We start from the raw sequence: 14,806 nt of genomic DNA, 5'->3' as shown, positions 1-14,806 counted from the left end.
TCAGTTCAGGCCGTCCGAAAGACCTCATGCAGGTACATCCCCGGCAAGTCTCAGATCGTAGCCCAAAACCTCCCATGTGCGAAACGGCAGGGACAAATGCACGTCCTTTGGAAACCTCGCCAGATAGGCGGCATTTGTGCTTTTGATTTCAGGCAACCCTCTGGCGCTTTGATCCGTGCGCGGGACCATGCCACAAAAGGCGGCAGCTTGATCCGTGGCAGCAATCGGGTCGGCACAAAACCCCTCGTAGCTCAGCACGAGGCAGTCATCATCAAGGGCGCGCAAGGCAGCCCAGTGCGCGGCGTTCCAATGCAGGAGCAGCGTTTCCACCGGCAGGCGTTGCCATTTTCGGGTCGCAATCACCACGGCGCGCGGGTCACGGACCAACACAAGGAACCGCGCGTTTGGGAAAAGGCTGCGCAACCAGGCGATCCGGGTCAGATTTGGCGGTGATTTTTCCAGCAGGTGCGGATGCTGCGGATCGGTCGCATAGCCGGCCCATGTCCTCAACATCCGGTCGGCCAGGACCTGGGCTTCGGCAGGGTCTTCGACCGGACCCGGGCACATCGGTGCATGAAAGGCAAAACTGCCGGGGCCACCAAAGGGCCGTTCCTGCGGGGCGACATCCTGAAGGAACTGGCCTTCATGGCGTGGCACGTCAGCAGAAATCAGATGGGCCACGTCAAACCGCGCCGCCAGAGCATCATGAAGCAGCGTTGTGCCAGAGCGGTGCAAGCCGCAGATGAATGTCAGGTGGCGAAAGCTGTGGTCCGCATCGCGCAGCGGCGCTGGCACCCGTGGATCGCCCTCAATGTCGAACCCCACCTTGTCCAGCAAGCTGCGCAGCTGACCGAACCGCCGCGCCGCCAGATGCGTCGCCATGTCTGCCGACGCTTCGCGGTTGCGCCGTTGCATCGGGCCCGGCTCTGTCCGGTCAAACGGCGTCTGCATGGCGCTCAGCGCCTGATCCAATACCCCATTGGCGTTGAGGTCCTCTTTCAGACGGGTGCCATCAGCCACTTTGACGAAGGGATCGTCAGAAATGTCCTGACGACGAAAGAATGATTTCCTGCGAATGGTTTGAGGGGTGAAGCCGCAGGGCAGCGCCGCCAGTCGCGCCGCGAGGGCGTGGGCACGGCTTTCAGGATCCGGGTCGAGAAGGTCACGCTCGTACCGCAGGCTGGCAACCGGCAGCCCGAGCTGCTGGCAGGCTCTGGCGGTCTGTCTGATCCATTCATCCATCACCGCCGTCCAGCGCAGATACTGTTCGGTGTCGATGGCAGGGCGCAGGTCGGTGGTCTCGGCGCTATGCCACAGGTCCTGCGACATGGCCTTGTGCAACGAAATGAACTGATCCAACCGGCGTCGGACCAGAAAGATCGCACCGGCCCCGTGCCTGGCCAGAATGGCGCGCAAAGCGGCACCGTGAACCTGATTTGGAAACACCTTGATCATGACCTGACGGGCAGTTGCTGTCTCTGCCATCAGCGCGTCAGCTGCCAGTTCCGGCGTCATGCGAAAGGCGTGATGCAGCTTTTCCTCTGACCCGAACCGATCCAGCAGACGCTGGTGCAGGGCAGGGTGGTTGTTCAGGCCAAAAATATCGCGCGGGTTGAACACTTCGGAAAGAGACAGCATTCCCGGCGCGCCATCGAGAATGCTGCACAAGAAATTCGATCCGCTGCGCGGTCCGGCAAGCACGACCAGCAGACGACGATCCAGAGGGCGGTTGTCGGTCGTCATCTGGGGTAGGCGTCCTTTGGCCAGCGATCGGTGCGGATCATGCTGCTGTAATCCGCCACGAATTCAGCAATCTCGCGCGCGCCCTGTGCCGCGCCTTGTGCTGCTGGCAGGTCCGACATGCGCAGGGCGCAGGCGGCGCGGAAGTCGTCATCCAGAAGGCGCGCCACCTGTGTTCTGATCGCCCCCACCCCATGGCGCGCGCGCAGGCACAGGCCAAGGCCATGCACCTCGGCCCAATGGGCGCGGGTCAACTGACTGTCCATTTCCGGGGCCTCGTTCGGGATGAAAAGCGTCGGGATGCCGCCCAGAACCTGTTCGTGAAAGCTGTTATACCCCGCCACCCCGACCGCCGCATCAAAGGCGCGGCTGAAGTGAAAGCTGGGATATTCGCGCAGTTGCGTCATGCGACCGGCGGTTCCGTCCACCGGCGGGGGCATCGGCGCAAGTGGCGAGACGATTTCGAGGATCTGCACCCGCGGATCCTGCATCAGACAGTTTACCACCGAACGGCGCAGGTTCTGCAATTCGTAATTTGCGCCGGACCCCAGTTGCAGGGCGACTGCGATCTGGCTGTCTTCCAGTCCATAATGCTTTCGCGCCCCGGCCCGGTCCAGTCGGGCCGCCGGATCGATGTGGAGCACGGGTTGCGACACATGCACATAGGGTCTTGCGTCACGGGTGGGGCCATGATCCAGCGCGCCAGCCAGTTCACCGGGCTCGATCACGGCTGTAAAAAGTCCGCCGTGGTTCATGAACGGCTGATGCACATCGCGCCACATGGCACGCCGTACCCACAGCGTGATCAGGTCGGGAAATTCGCCCAGTGCATCGGCCAGACCGCCAAAAACGGCCGTGCCGTCATATGCCAGCAGTGCCGGTTGCAAATGGCGGATCAGATCGAAAAGCTCTTCGGCAAACACGGTATTCCACTGGCCCGGATCTGCGTGCAAATGCTTGTGATGGGGCAGGTAGAATACCGGATAGCCTGCATTGCGCGCGACGCTGAGCGACAGGCTCATAGAGGCGAAAACAGGCTGGAACTCTGCGGGCAGCCGGTCTGCGATGGCCATCTGCTGGGTCAGGTGCCCGACTCCGATGCCATTGGTCGAGACAAACAGAACAGGCAGCTTGCGTCTTGGTGGCCTGCTGCGTGGCGTCGTCCTGCGGTTCAGCCCGAATGTGTTCAGACGGTCCTGCGCCAGGGCAGCGGAATGATGAACCTGCACCCAGGTGCGCGCCTTGTTTCTTTGCTGATGCCACGCCGCAGGGTCGGCCAGAAAACCGTCAATTGTGGCGCGGACTTCGTCGGGGCTCGCGTAAACGGCGGCAGGACCGAAGGTCGCTTCGAACTCTGGCGGCAGGATCGTGACAATCCCGCAGGCGAGAGCTTCGAGGATGTTGCGGCCAAATGCTTCCAGCCATGAACTGGAGTGGTAGAACACAAAAAAATCCAGACCGGCAAGAAACTCTGGCACTCCCCCCGGATCAAACGGCAGTTGCACCCAGTTGGACGGCAAGGGAGAGCCATATATCTCATCGAGATAATCGCCACCACCAAGGATGCGTACCTCAACGCCGGGATCGTCGGCGAGGTGTGCGGCAAAGGCCAGCGCCCGGTCTTCCGGCCATTTCAGCGAATCGGGTCTGGCATGGCGTCCGATGACAATCCGGTCAGACGGCGGTGGCGGTCGCCGTGGATCATAGGGCCAATCCTCAAGGTGCAGAAGATTGACCCACTCCTCGTCCGTTACCCGGCCAAGGATGGGCCGGTAATGGCGCAGAGCGGCCCGTACGACCGGACTTACCGGCGCGATCAGCAGCGACCCGGTCAACGTCGCGACAATATTGGTTGCGACCGCATCCAGATCGTACTGCCGTTTGCCGACGGCATTGAACATCGGGTGATGCAGGATCAGGAGTGCCGTTTCAGCCCGCAAGGGCAGGGCCATGCGTGGCAGGTTTTCGAAAACCACCGGATGATGGATCAGCGCCAGCTGACATGTCCAGTGCTCACCGGGGCGCAGCACCGTTACATCGCCATCGGTTATGAACCGGCGGATCGCGGGATGAACAGGCCAGGCGATGCCTAACAGATGTGCCTTGACCATCAGCAAGCCGACCCGCAGCGACTTGTCCTTGCACAGGGCTTGCATCTCTGTTGCGACGGCGGTGGACACGCCGCCTTCAAAACGCGCGTCAACGATAAAGACCACGTCCAGATCAGCCGGCATCTCTGCCCCCGGACCACAAGCTGGCGGCGCTGGCGGAGTATTCTTCCAGATCAATGCCGTAGCGGATGATCCGTTCGGGACGCCACTTGGCAAACAACAGTGCCTGACGGTCGGCGAGAAAGGCCGGCCAATCCAGCAGATCAGGAAACTGCCCGATTTCGTTCAAAGCTGGCAACCGCTCGAAAACAGCATGCGCATCCATAAAGGGGCGAAAGTCGATCATCGTATGCAAAAATACGACGCGAAATTTTGGAAAGCGTGCAATCAGCTTTTCAACTGCAGGACGCAGGTTTTCGGGTTCGATTTCCAGCATCAGGACGAGCAGGGTCTTGTCTGTCGGCGCAATGATCGACAAGTCATCTGAGCGCGCAGTCACGGCCTCTGCGCGCAATCGTCTGGCCAGTCTGGCAAACAAGCCGGGCATCCCGGGGGCGTCAGTAGTTCGCCTGACCACCTGAACCTGCGGTGGTCTTTACGCCCGTCTTGGTCTGAACCATCTTGCACCGTTCACCACTGGCATCGCCATAGGGGCGGGCATTCGGGCTGGCGCATATCTTCGGCGCTTCCCCTTCGATCGGGACACAGCCGGCCAATGCAACGACAGTCATTAGCGATGTTGCTCTAAAGGTTAGACCGCGTGAGAAGGACTTAAAAATACCCATGATGCGACCCGAAAATAAATTTTCTGATAATAAAGAGGTTACATATGTCGGATGACATTCGCAACAATTTCATCGGCGGTAGACTGGCTGCAACAAATTCATGGTCAACTGCTTCAGTTTTAGGGCATAATCAGTCCCATGTGCCGCATGAATAGTGGCGGACGCGCTTTGCGGGGTGCTGCCCATGATCCGAATCCGTTTGATTCTTTTATGTTTGCCCTTTCTCGCCTTGGCCCTCTCCCCGCCAGTGAACGCACAAACTGCACCTGTCGATGCCGGTGAACGCAAGGTTGCTCTGGTGATCGGGAATGGCGCCTATACCGACATTCCCGCTCTGCGCAACGCCTCCAACGATGCCAGGCTGATCGCCGAGCGATTGCGTTCGATCGGCTTCGAGGTGACGCTCGAAGTCGACCTTGACCGGCGGGGTTTCGTGCGGACACTCAGCGCTTTCCGCCGGTCGCTGGACGGTGCGACCACGGGGCTGTTCTTTTTTGCCGGCCACGGGGTGCAGGCGGATGGCAGCAATTACCTGATCCCCACAGACGCGACACTTGACGCCGCAGATGTGCTGAGCCTTGAGGCAATCAATCTGGATCAGGTTACCGAGATTCTGAATGAGACAACCAAAACTGTTCTGATCTTTCTGGATGCCTGTCGCAATAATCCTTTTGAGAACGGCACCTCCCGAAGTGCTGCGACCACGACGCGCGGGCTTGCCCGGGTTTCGGCAGAAAGCAACACCCTGATCTCGTTTGCGGCTGCCCCCGGCAATGTGGCTCTGGACCGGGTGGAAGGGGTGTCAAACGATAACAGCCCGTTTACCACAGCGCTTTCACGCCACCTTGGCACGCCGGGTGACACGATCAACCGGACCATGATCAAAGTGCGCCGCGATGTGTTGGAAATGACCGAAGGAAAGCAGGTGCCGTGGGAGCATTCCTCTTTGGTTGACGAGGTCACCTTGCGCTTCGGACAGCCCGGAGCTGACGGCGGCATCACGCAGGACGAGGGCGATTGGGAACTGGTACTCGGGTCCACTGACCCGGCAGTGTTCGAGCGCTTCATCACCCGAAACCCGGACAGCCGATTTGTTCCGGTAGCGCAGGAGCGGATTGTGACACTGCGCGCGGCGCAAGAGGCGGCCCGGACCGACGTAGAACGAGCGGCTCTTGCAGCCGAGGCCGAACGCCAGGCCGAAGCACAAAGGGACCTTGCGCTTGCCGCGTTTTATGCGCCGCCAGCGCCACCCGACGTGCGCGGGACGTTCAAGGATTGTGACTCCTGCCCCGAAATGGTGGACATAAAGGGGACGGAGTTTCTGTTCGGCGCACCTGACCCCATCAAGCGTGCCCAGCCGGATGAGCGTCCGGCGCGGCGGGTGGCAATGTCGACGCCCTTTGCGGTGGCCATTACAGCCACGACACGCGCCGATTTTGATCTGTTTGTGCGGGAAACCGGCCACCTCTGGCCCGATGCCTGCATGATCACGGCATCGGATGACACTTTGCCCGTCCTCGGGTCACGCAAGGCGTCGGTTTCGGACTCGCCGGACCTTCCGGTGGTTTGTGTCAGCTGGGAGGATGCGAAAGCCTATGTCGAATGGCTGAGCCAAAAGACAGGCCAGAGCTATCGGCTGCTTACGGAGCTGGAATTCGAATATCTGGCAGAGGCGTTCCGCTTTCTGCAAGATCAGGATGAGATTTTTGACGGGCGCAACATTTGCGACGTGGTCAACATCGCCGATCTGAGTGCCCCTTTCAGCTGGCGCAACTTCAGCTGCACCAACGCACATGGGTTTGGCATCATGCCCGCAGCGTCGATGCCGCCGGATCAGTTCGGCCTGCACCATTTGCTGGGCAACGTGTGGGAATGGACGCAGGACTGCTATGCCGATACGCCGGAAGCCGCCGAACAGCGTGCCATCGCGCCTCAGGAAGGCCCATGTGACCGCAAATCCATGCGTGGCGGCAGTTGGGCGGACCCGCTGTCTGTTGTCCGCACATCAAACCGAAACTGGGACAGGCCGTCTTTCCGGGCCGACACCGTCGGTTTCCGGGTGGCCCGTGCGGCAGGTAACCAATGATTTGTGACGACAAGATGGGCGTTTTCGACATAGCAGGAGAATGACGATGATGCGTTCCGCTCTGACCACATTTGTCCTGGCGCTGCTTGCTGCCTGGCCTGTCATCGCTGAAGACGTTGTATTGTCCTGCGGCACATACGGGTCCGAGAGCAACATCTGCGAGAGCTCGGTTCAACGGTGGGAGCGCAAAACCGGACACAGGGTAAGCTATGTTCAGGTGCCAAAGAAAACGAACGATCAGCTTGATTTTTTTCGTATGGCACTGGCTCAGCCAAAACCGGATGAACCCCTTGATGTGGTGATGGTGGATGCGATCTGGATCAATTTCATTGAGCAATATCTTATCAACCTTGCGCCGCTGTCGAACGGGACCGAGGGGGAGCATTTCCGGGCCCTGATCGACAACGCCACGTTTGAGGATGAGCTCAAGGCCATGCCGCTGTGGACCGGGGTTGGCCTGATGTATTACCGCGCCGATCTGCTGGAAAAACATGGTGAGCCGGTTCCGCACACCTGGGAGGAGCTTGAACAGATCGCCGCGCGTGTGCAGGAAAAGGAGCGCAAAGCGAACCCTGATTTCTGGGGCCTTGTCTTTGAGGCAACCAGCGGCGAAGGGCTGACCTGCAACGCCCTTGAGTGGCTGAGCGCTCTGGGCGGGCCGCCTATTCTGGATGAAAATGGCAAGGTGTCGGTGGATGCGCCCGAGGCCATGGCCACCTATCGGCGGGTCAAAAGCTGGCTTGGTAACATTGCACCGCCGTCTGTGGTTGACATGAACAACGAGCAGGCGCGGATGGTTTTTCAAAATGGCAATGCCCTGTTCATGCGCAACTGGCCTTATGCCTGGGCCCCGCTGCAACGCGCAGAGAGCCCGCTGAGGGGCAAGGTCGGTGTCATGTCCATGTTGGCAGGGTCTGCCGGAACCGGACAGGGCGTGCATGGCGGCTGGTATCTGGGGGTGTCAAGGACTGCGAAAAATCCTGCCCTCGCGGCTGATCTCGTTTTGCACATGACCAGCCGGGACGAGCAGTTGCAGCGTGCCCTGTTCCACAGCCAGAACCCGACCCGGCCCGCCTTGTACGCCGACCCGGATGTCCGCGCAGTGTCGAGCTTTTTTGAAGTGGTTTATGATGGCCTGCAAACTGCGGTCAACCGCCCGAATGCCCAGATGCGCGGCAGTTATATCTATGTTTCCAATGCTTATTCCGACACTCTCAGCCGGTACCTGGCAAGCAAGGATGATGATCCGATACCATTGTTTGTCGAACTGCAGGACCACCTTTCCCGGCTGCAAAGACGAGACTGGTAGGATCAACCGCGCGCTGGCGCAGGTCTCGATTGTTCTTGCAAAATCGTGAGGTCAGGACGGTGCTGCTTTGCCATTTAAAGTGATGTCTTGCTTTTAAATCCGCCATTCCTGCCGTCTAAGCTCAGACAGGGTTCCCGGGATTGGACGGTTCGCAGTGATACAAGGCAATGACGAAGAAAGTGACGATGTTGACCTTTATCGCCACATAGAGGCTTCGACCTAGAGTGATCTGCATGTTTTTGGTCCAGACCGGACAAGCGTCGTTCTGAAGCACCTGCGCAGATGAGTCGGTTGCGCCATCGGAGATTAAATTACATAATCTTCATTATCGGATACTTGTTTATCTCCGGTTGAAAGTCTGCGTGTTTGCCTCCCTTAGCTGTGAGGTAAAAACTATGCTCGAAACTGCTATCCGCATCATCGTTGGCCGCATTCTTCCGGCCTTCGTTGGCGCTGTCGGTGCGTTTGTCGCCGTCAACTACGCCACTCTGCATACCGCTTTCTGCGCGGTGCAGTGATGCCCTACGACGCAAATCCAATTCTGTCGTACGATCAGTCCCTTTATTGGCTGATTAAAAAACTCCCGGAGGCTGACCTTTTCGCGCTCTGCGAGGAAAGTGAACCTTTGCCGCTTGTCGTGCAGTTCATGTGCGATTTGCATTGGTGCAATCCGTCGAGCATCCGTAAGGATATTCGCAAAAAAATCAGGGAGTTGTCATAATGGCTTCGCCTCCTTCCATCGCCGCAAGCGCAATCGCCGCTGGCGCTCAACTTCTTGGCGGTCTTATTTCCGGTGATGGTTCGCGCAAGTCCGATCTGCGCGCCCAGACTTACAACAACATTATGTATGATAAGTCTGTCAGGGATGGTCGCGAAAACTATGAGCGCGATGTTCTTGTAAATCGTGAAAATTATGCAACGCAAGTTGCCACGCAAACCGCCCGTGATGATCATGTCTTGTCTGATCAACGCTGGTATGACAGCCCCACCGAAGTGCGCAAGCGCGCCGAAGACGCGGGTTTTAACCCTCTCGCCTATGCTGGCAATTTCTCGTCCAGCGGCGTGTCGTCGGCCTTCCCCTCCATCGGCGGCTCGTCCGGCGCTGGAACCTCTGCCCCCATGATGGCTGCCTCTGGCGGCGGCGCATACATGGGCGCAGCTGTGGCGGACGCCGGTATGATCTTGGCTGACGGCATGGCGCGGCGCGAAGACCTCGCCCGCGCTTCTGCTCTTGAGCAACAAAACAAGGAACTTGCTTCTAAGGTAACGTCCTTGACACTTCGCCCGGAAGTCGGTGGTGTGTACGAAAGGCGGGCGTCTATCCCGTCCATCTCTCAAGCTCTTGGTGTTCGTGATGCTCAAGATGTTCGTAGCGCTCGTCATAATGGCCCATATTCTGGGCCTTCTCATAGTGGCAGCATTGATTCAGTAGAGCCTAACGTTCGGGCCGTAACTGAAAGCTACACGTCGCACGGTTCTTCTACTCCTGTGCCGCTCGGCCCCGATTTTGATGAAATCATGTCGGGCGCGTTGTTTGACGCAAACAATAAGGCAAAGGCTCGCGCTCGTTTCGAGAACTCGAAAGAGGCGCGGGCGGGCCGTTCACAACGGTTCCCTCCATCCCGTCCTCAAAAAGGTAAGGGTGGCGCGTCTGGTTCTTCGGCGAATAACGGTCCGTTCCCCGGTTATCCGTTGCTGCGCCCATGAAAAAACCCTGCAAAACCTGCTCAAAACTCCGCTCCGCAATCAAGCGGGTCGGCAAAAAACTTGTCCTGAAAGTGAAGTCAAAATGAGCTACCAAACTGCACGTAACACGCGGCGCGAAGCCCGCACCCTTACTGGCCGCTTTCGCGGCGGCAAACTCGCCCCTGTGATGGCAACTGCCATCCGTGGCAATGAAGCCGGTATGCTTTCGCAAAGCATTACCTTGGAGCTCGACCCTATTGCGGGCCGCATGATCACCCCCATTACGGGTGAAATTTACTGCGTCTTCGTTCCTGTTCAGGCTGTTGACGCCCTGCGCTTCCCGGATACCGACTACGCAGGCATGACTGAAGTCGTCCGTGAAAAGCTTCTGTCCGGCAATCCTTTGTTTGAGCTTTCCGCTGGCGAAACTGAAATCTCAAAGCGCTGCGGCGTCAATCCGCGCTCTGTCGGCGGTGCCAAAAGGGTTTGTTCCATTGTTCATGCCGGACACAATGCCGCTGTGAATTTTCTGCGTCTGCGCAAATATCACAAGGCAACCTTGCTGCCTTACAACAACTACGGCATGACCCCGGCAATCATCTCGCAAACCGTTCTCGAGCGTTTCAACGCTGTGCTTGATCCGGATGACCGGATCAACGGTTCTGTTGAACTCGAACTTTCCGGCCAAGCGCCCGTTCGCGGTATTCGCCGCGACGGCGTTGCGACCTTCTCCAACCCCGGCACATTGCAAGGCTTCGCCAACTCGGCGGTCATTGGTGATGCGACCAACAAGCTTTCTTTTGACATTGTGTCGGGGCAGACAAATATCACGGCTGACCTCGATAACATCTTTGGCGGCGGTATCTCGCTGACCGATTTCTACAACGCCGAAACCAAGGACAAACTCACCCGCTACATGCAAAAAATGGCGGAAGACAATCCGCAATATGGTGAGGAAATGGTTCTGCGCTATGCGCACGGCCTGTCGGTCGATACCGGGAAAACCCCTATTCTTATCCATCATGAGACCCGGCAATTCGGGCGCTCTATCGTTCCCGCCACTGATACAGGCGGCGTTCAGAACGATATTATGCGCTCCGACATGATGCTTGTTCTCAATTTCAATGCCATGGTGCCGAAAACTGAGCTGGGCGGCGTCGTTTATACTTTCGCCGTTCTGAAACCTGACGAAAACATTTCTTCTCAGCCGCACCCTTTCTTGGCCGAAGCGTGGGGTGCTGACAATTTCGTTGCCGACGAATTGGCGCTTGATCCTGTTCCGGTCACAATTCGTGACCTTAACTCCGACTGTACGTCGGCGCAGGAAAGCACTGTGACGATGTTCACGGGGCTGAATGCACTCAAATCCACATACGTCCATTATGGTCTGTCGCGGCAACTCAACCCTACCACGATTGCCAACAAAACTGCGCTCTGGCAGCTCAATATTCCGCTGTCGGTGACGCCGAATACCATTCTCTACCCTGACACCCTCGATCATTACCCGTTCGCGGATCAATTGGCCGAAGTCTGTACTTATACGATTTCCTCCAACCTTACCCTGCGTACTCCTCTGATCTTCGGGCCTACCCCTGTTGAAACCCTCGCCATTCTTGATGGTGCTGACATCTTCGGAGAAGACGAATGAACCCCGAACTCCGCGCGACCTCGCGCATCGTCTCCGCCAAAGGCGGAACCCTTGATTTCGTCTCTCTCGAGGGCGAACTCTTGGCCTCCATCGCCATTCCCGCTGGCATGCATTATGCCAAAGACTATCTGGAACTTGTTCCAGCGGGCGCGACTGTCGAACTGTCAGAGGGCCTTGTGGCCCTCGACCCTCCCCACCGCTGCGCCTCTCAACCCTATTCGCCTGATGGCGAAGAGGTTTCCGGCGCAAATCCCGATTTCCAGCCTACTTCCGCTCGTCGGAATGAATTGGAAATGCGCCTCCTTCTGTCTCGTATGGGTGCCTCTACTAAGCGCCTTGAGGCGCGCGAAAAGGCTTTGGCCGTTATTGAGCGCATCCCGTCTCCTGAACCCGTTGCGGCCGTCCCTGAGGCCGCTCCGGTCGTCCCTGATGAAGATGTGAAGCCTGTTGTCAAATAGGCAATATCTCAAGCGAGTGTGGCGCGTCCCCAAAGATCGGGGCGCGTCCCATTACCTCGCTGCACTTCTCTGTAAGGCACTGCGAAAACACGGCTGGCCCGCGAATATCGCGGAACCTATTAAGCCTTCCTCTTTTCAGGTGCTTTACCATTCTTCGTTTGATCTTCCGCAAGACTTTGCGGACGCGGTGTCAATCGCGTCTCGTATCATAGCCCGCACATATCGCCTTGATATTACTGAGGGCTTTGGCTCTGTCCAGCTTAACCGCTACTACCGGATAACGTCCGGTGGGCAATTCTCTGAGGCCAAAGAATGAACATTCTCCAAGGCTCTGCCAAATACCCCGTAACTGAGGTGATCCTTCATTGTGCCGCCATTCGTGCGGGGCAATTCGACGGCTACACCGCTTTTGCGGCTTTCTCTGCCGTCAACCGATGGCACCGCGAACGCGGTTTCTCCGGGTTCGGCTATCACGGCCTTTTCATGCCTGATGGGCAATTCTACCAAGGCCGTCCTGAAACCATGATCGGCGCTCACTGTATTGAGCGTAATCGTGGCTCTCTCGGCTATCTCTTGATTGAGTCAGCTGAAATCAAGACAATCGGGAAATTCTCCGATTACTTCACCGAACAACAGCGCCAAGCTGTTGGTCTCAAAATCTCCACCCTGCCGGGCATTAAAACCGTTTCTGGGCACAATGACTATGCCAAGAAACTTTGCCCCGGCTTCAAAGTCATCACAAAGGATTGGCTCAAATGACAAAACTTCAAAACATCACAAATGTTCTCGCCCTGCGTGAATTGTCGCTCGAAGAGCGCGAATACAAAGCTTACAAGCTTCGTGAAGTTCGTACACTTTTGAGCGCCAAAATCAAGGCGCTCGAAAATGTTGCCGTAGAACCTACGCTCCCGTTGGCTGCGCCCACTACGCCTAACGCCGTTAAATAACGGCCAGCCCCGCCCCCCTCTACTGAGTGGGGCGGGGCGTCTGCATGAACCTTGTTCCTTATGCACTTAAAGACAGAAAATCAGATCATGTGTACTGCTCCGATCACTCAAGACGACAAAATCTTTGCCTGCCGGGTCTGCAATGAATGCGTTGCAGCTCGTCGCTTCGGATGGGTCGCAAGAGCGATGGCCGAAAAGGCCATGACCTCGCATTCTGCCTGTGTCACCCTCACTTATTCCGATGCAACACAAATCGGGCGCGATGGCGCTCGTATGTTCTGCTATGCAGATGTGGCTGCCTTCCTCAAGCGGCTGCGCTCCGCGGCCCGCTATGAAGCAAAAAAACACAAATGGAACCTCGTCCCTCAAGTGCGCTTTCTCTGCGCCGGGGAGCAGGGCGACCGTAACGGGCGCTGCCATTGGCATCTTATCCTATTCACAAACTTTGACCTTGCCTCGCTCGGTCAATACACGCTGCGCGGAAATCAGATCACAGATCGCCGCGACATGCTGACCATTGGCAAGCAAAAACGCCGCCTCAACTGGTCACTCTGGCCGCATGGGTTCATGACCCTGCAAGAGCCAGATCAAGGGGCTATGAACTATGTTCTGAGTTACTGTCTTAAAGACCAGTTCACACAAGAAAAGTCTCAAGGGACTATGCGCGAAGCCAAGTCCGAAAACTTTGCTACTGGTCTATTCCGAATGAGCAAGCGCCCGGCGATTGGTGAAACTTTTCTCATTCAAAAAATGGAACGCCTCGATGCCTCCGGCTCGGTGCTTCCTAATCTACACCTCCAAGTTCCCGACCTCTCCACCCATTGGGAACCCACGGGCAGTTTCCGCAAAAAGCTGCTCTGGCACCTCGTCGCGCTTAACAAGCGCGCTCTATGGGCCACAGGCGCTAATGCGCCGCAGTGGTCCTCTCTGCTCTCGGCCTGTGCCGATAACCTGTCAGATATGGAGGTACTCCTTGGCATCCCGCAAGAACCGCAAAACGACCCAAAAAGCGACGACTACCGTTCAATCGAAACCGAGTTCGCGCTCCGTGGTCGTGAAACCGCAGCCCGTCAAAGTACGGCAAGTTTTGCTCGAAGCTGTGCCCAGAGCCTCCCCTGTCGTAACTGCCTCGACGGTTTCGACCAAGAAACCCTCAAGGCTCTCAACCTTTATCGCGACAACCACGCCACCCGTGGTCACATCTACGCCTATCAAGACGGTAGCGAAGCGCAGTCCGTCCCTACGGGGCGTGTCCACCCTTACTGCCAGCGTAAAGGCTCAAAAACCGCTCGTCTCGCCGCCCCCCTCACGGGTAGGTGAGGCGACGGTCCAAAACACCCTGGACGAAAACAGGTGCAAGTCTCGCCCTGAGCGCACCTCTGGCGACGGTTCCTCTCGCCCCTTCGTTCCATGGTGTAAATAGCAACCCGAATTCCCCCCGCAACATTCACACAGTGAAGGGGGGAATTCGCTGCGCTCCCTCTCAGAATTATTCCCGGTCTGATGCATCGTTTTATTCGGGCTTTGCCGTAACGGTCTCACTCGATCAGATCATTCCCCCTTCCCTTTCCCCCGCACTCTCCCCCCCCCCTATTCTTGGGGGATGGGAGAGGGGGTCCGGGGGAGAGGGAAGGGGGTTCCCCCCTTCTCTTTCCCCCGGTGCTACACTTGCCCCACGCACTCCCCTTGCAGTCAGCAGGCCCCTTGCCTTCGCTTGCGCGCGCTGCTTTGCTGGCGCAATATCGCACCCCTATTTCCGCAACTCTCGGTTGCACAAACACGTAATATTCTGAAACTGTAAACTTTCCAACGTTTCCCTTTCTGTTCACGCTAATTCTGCTGTGAACCCTCTTGACCGCCACCAAATACTGTGGCTTTGTCAAACTCTGGTAAATCCGCAGGCCATCTTACACTTTCTTCATTATGAGAAATTACAGTGTAAGCGCAAAGTAGACTTGTCGCACCTGAGCAAAGTTAGAATGTCGCCCTGTCCTTCAGGCTAAGGAGTAAGGCGTCATGGGATGGGTGCTGATGAG

General features: G+C 57.4%; 13 protein-coding genes. 9 read left to right on the top strand and 4 right to left on the bottom strand.

The genetic code is table 11. The features are described from left to right. Nucleotides 1-24 precede the first annotated feature (24 nt). The 4 genes from J2X53_RS17305 to J2X53_RS17290 are packed head-to-tail and all read right to left on the bottom strand — an operon-like array spanning nt 25 to nt 4,582. Complete coding sequence (locus tag J2X53_RS17305) at nt 25-1,743, bottom strand: sulfotransferase (RefSeq protein WP_349038748.1); 1,719 nt, start codon at nt 1,741-1,743, stop codon at nt 25-27. Further along, nucleotides 1,740-3,974: a glycosyltransferase gene (locus J2X53_RS17300; protein WP_349038747.1), complete on the bottom strand. Its 2,235-nt coding sequence runs from the start codon at nt 3,972-3,974 to the stop codon at nt 1,740-1,742. Before J2X53_RS17300 ends, J2X53_RS17305 begins: the two co-directional genes overlap by 4 nt. Beyond that, nucleotides 3,964-4,398, bottom strand: coding sequence for a hypothetical protein (locus tag J2X53_RS17295; protein WP_349038746.1), 435 nt, complete (start codon nt 4,396-4,398; stop codon nt 3,964-3,966). Before J2X53_RS17295 ends, J2X53_RS17300 begins: the two co-directional genes overlap by 11 nt. A gap of 10 nt (nt 4,399-4,408) precedes the next feature. Next, nucleotides 4,409-4,582, bottom strand: coding sequence for a hypothetical protein (locus tag J2X53_RS17290; protein WP_349038745.1), 174 nt, complete (start codon nt 4,580-4,582; stop codon nt 4,409-4,411). A gap of 301 nt (nt 4,583-4,883) precedes the next feature. On the opposite strand from J2X53_RS17290, the gene J2X53_RS17285 reads away from it, so the two are divergent. From J2X53_RS17285 to J2X53_RS17245, 9 genes are all read left to right on the top strand, one after another. Beyond that, nucleotides 4,884-6,722: an SUMF1/EgtB/PvdO family nonheme iron enzyme gene (locus tag J2X53_RS17285; RefSeq protein ID WP_349038744.1), complete on the top strand. Its 1,839-nt coding sequence runs from the start codon at nt 4,884-4,886 to the stop codon at nt 6,720-6,722. A gap of 46 nt (nt 6,723-6,768) precedes the next feature. After that, the gene (locus J2X53_RS17280; protein ID WP_349038743.1) at nt 6,769-8,031 is read left to right on the top strand and encodes an extracellular solute-binding protein; all 1,263 of its coding nucleotides are present in this window, start codon (nt 6,769-6,771) and stop codon (nt 8,029-8,031) included. Nucleotides 8,032-8,426: 395 nt separating this feature from the next. Further along, nucleotides 8,427-8,549 (top strand): hypothetical protein, encoded by a 123-nt coding sequence (locus J2X53_RS17275; RefSeq protein WP_349038742.1) that lies wholly within the window; start codon nt 8,427-8,429, stop codon nt 8,547-8,549. A 202-nt stretch (nt 8,550-8,751) separates the two neighbouring features. Beyond that, entirely contained in the window at nt 8,752-9,738 is a 987-nt protein-coding gene (locus J2X53_RS17270; protein WP_349038741.1) for a hypothetical protein, read from the top strand. Nucleotides 9,739-9,820: 82 nt separating this feature from the next. Next, a complete protein-coding gene (locus J2X53_RS17265) occupies nt 9,821-11,365 on the top strand; it encodes a hypothetical protein (protein ID WP_349038740.1) in 1,545 nt (514 codons plus the stop codon). Further along, nucleotides 11,362-11,823, top strand: coding sequence for a hypothetical protein (locus J2X53_RS17260; protein WP_349038739.1), 462 nt, complete (start codon nt 11,362-11,364; stop codon nt 11,821-11,823). The genes J2X53_RS17265 and J2X53_RS17260 overlap by 4 nt, the downstream gene beginning before the upstream one ends. A 312-nt stretch (nt 11,824-12,135) precedes the next feature. Then, nucleotides 12,136-12,582: an N-acetylmuramoyl-L-alanine amidase gene (locus J2X53_RS17255; protein WP_349038738.1), complete on the top strand. Its 447-nt coding sequence runs from the start codon at nt 12,136-12,138 to the stop codon at nt 12,580-12,582. Next, nucleotides 12,579-12,770: a hypothetical protein gene (locus tag J2X53_RS17250; RefSeq protein ID WP_349038737.1), complete on the top strand. Its 192-nt coding sequence runs from the start codon at nt 12,579-12,581 to the stop codon at nt 12,768-12,770. Before J2X53_RS17255 ends, J2X53_RS17250 begins: the two co-directional genes overlap by 4 nt. A 51-nt stretch (nt 12,771-12,821) precedes the next feature. Then, complete coding sequence (locus J2X53_RS17245; RefSeq protein ID WP_349038736.1) at nt 12,822-14,090, top strand: hypothetical protein; 1,269 nt, start codon at nt 12,822-12,824, stop codon at nt 14,088-14,090. The last annotated feature ends 716 nt before the right edge of the window (nt 14,091-14,806 follow it).

The organism is Pseudotabrizicola sp. 4114 (assembly GCF_031457365.1).
Taxonomy (GTDB): Bacteria; Pseudomonadota; Alphaproteobacteria; order Rhodobacterales; family Rhodobacteraceae; genus Pseudotabrizicola.
The sequence above is the reverse complement of the archived record's forward strand: the minus strand, read 5'-3'. Positions and strand labels throughout refer to the sequence as shown.

What these genes read in the sequence shown, in the direction of transcription:
- J2X53_RS17290 (WP_349038745.1), bottom strand. Translation starts at nt 4,582, where the DNA reads ATGACTGTCGTTGCATTGGCCGGCTGTGTCCCGATCGAAGGGGAAGCG.
- J2X53_RS17265 (WP_349038740.1), top strand. Translation starts at nt 9,821, where the DNA reads ATGAGCTACCAAACTGCACGTAACACGCGGCGCGAAGCCCGCACCCTT.
- J2X53_RS17275 (WP_349038742.1), top strand. Translation starts at nt 8,427, where the DNA reads ATGCTCGAAACTGCTATCCGCATCATCGTTGGCCGCATTCTTCCGGCC.
- J2X53_RS17255 (WP_349038738.1), top strand. Translation starts at nt 12,136, where the DNA reads ATGAACATTCTCCAAGGCTCTGCCAAATACCCCGTAACTGAGGTGATC.
- J2X53_RS17300 (WP_349038747.1), bottom strand. Translation starts at nt 3,974, where the DNA reads ATGCCGGCTGATCTGGACGTGGTCTTTATCGTTGACGCGCGTTTTGAA.
- J2X53_RS17305 (WP_349038748.1), bottom strand. Translation starts at nt 1,743, where the DNA reads ATGACGACCGACAACCGCCCTCTGGATCGTCGTCTGCTGGTCGTGCTT.
- J2X53_RS17280 (WP_349038743.1), top strand. Translation starts at nt 6,769, where the DNA reads ATGATGCGTTCCGCTCTGACCACATTTGTCCTGGCGCTGCTTGCTGCC.
- J2X53_RS17270 (WP_349038741.1), top strand. Translation starts at nt 8,752, where the DNA reads ATGGCTTCGCCTCCTTCCATCGCCGCAAGCGCAATCGCCGCTGGCGCT.
- J2X53_RS17250 (WP_349038737.1), top strand. Translation starts at nt 12,579, where the DNA reads ATGACAAAACTTCAAAACATCACAAATGTTCTCGCCCTGCGTGAATTG.
- J2X53_RS17295 (WP_349038746.1), bottom strand. Translation starts at nt 4,398, where the DNA reads ATGCCCGGCTTGTTTGCCAGACTGGCCAGACGATTGCGCGCAGAGGCC.
- J2X53_RS17260 (WP_349038739.1), top strand. Translation starts at nt 11,362, where the DNA reads ATGAACCCCGAACTCCGCGCGACCTCGCGCATCGTCTCCGCCAAAGGC.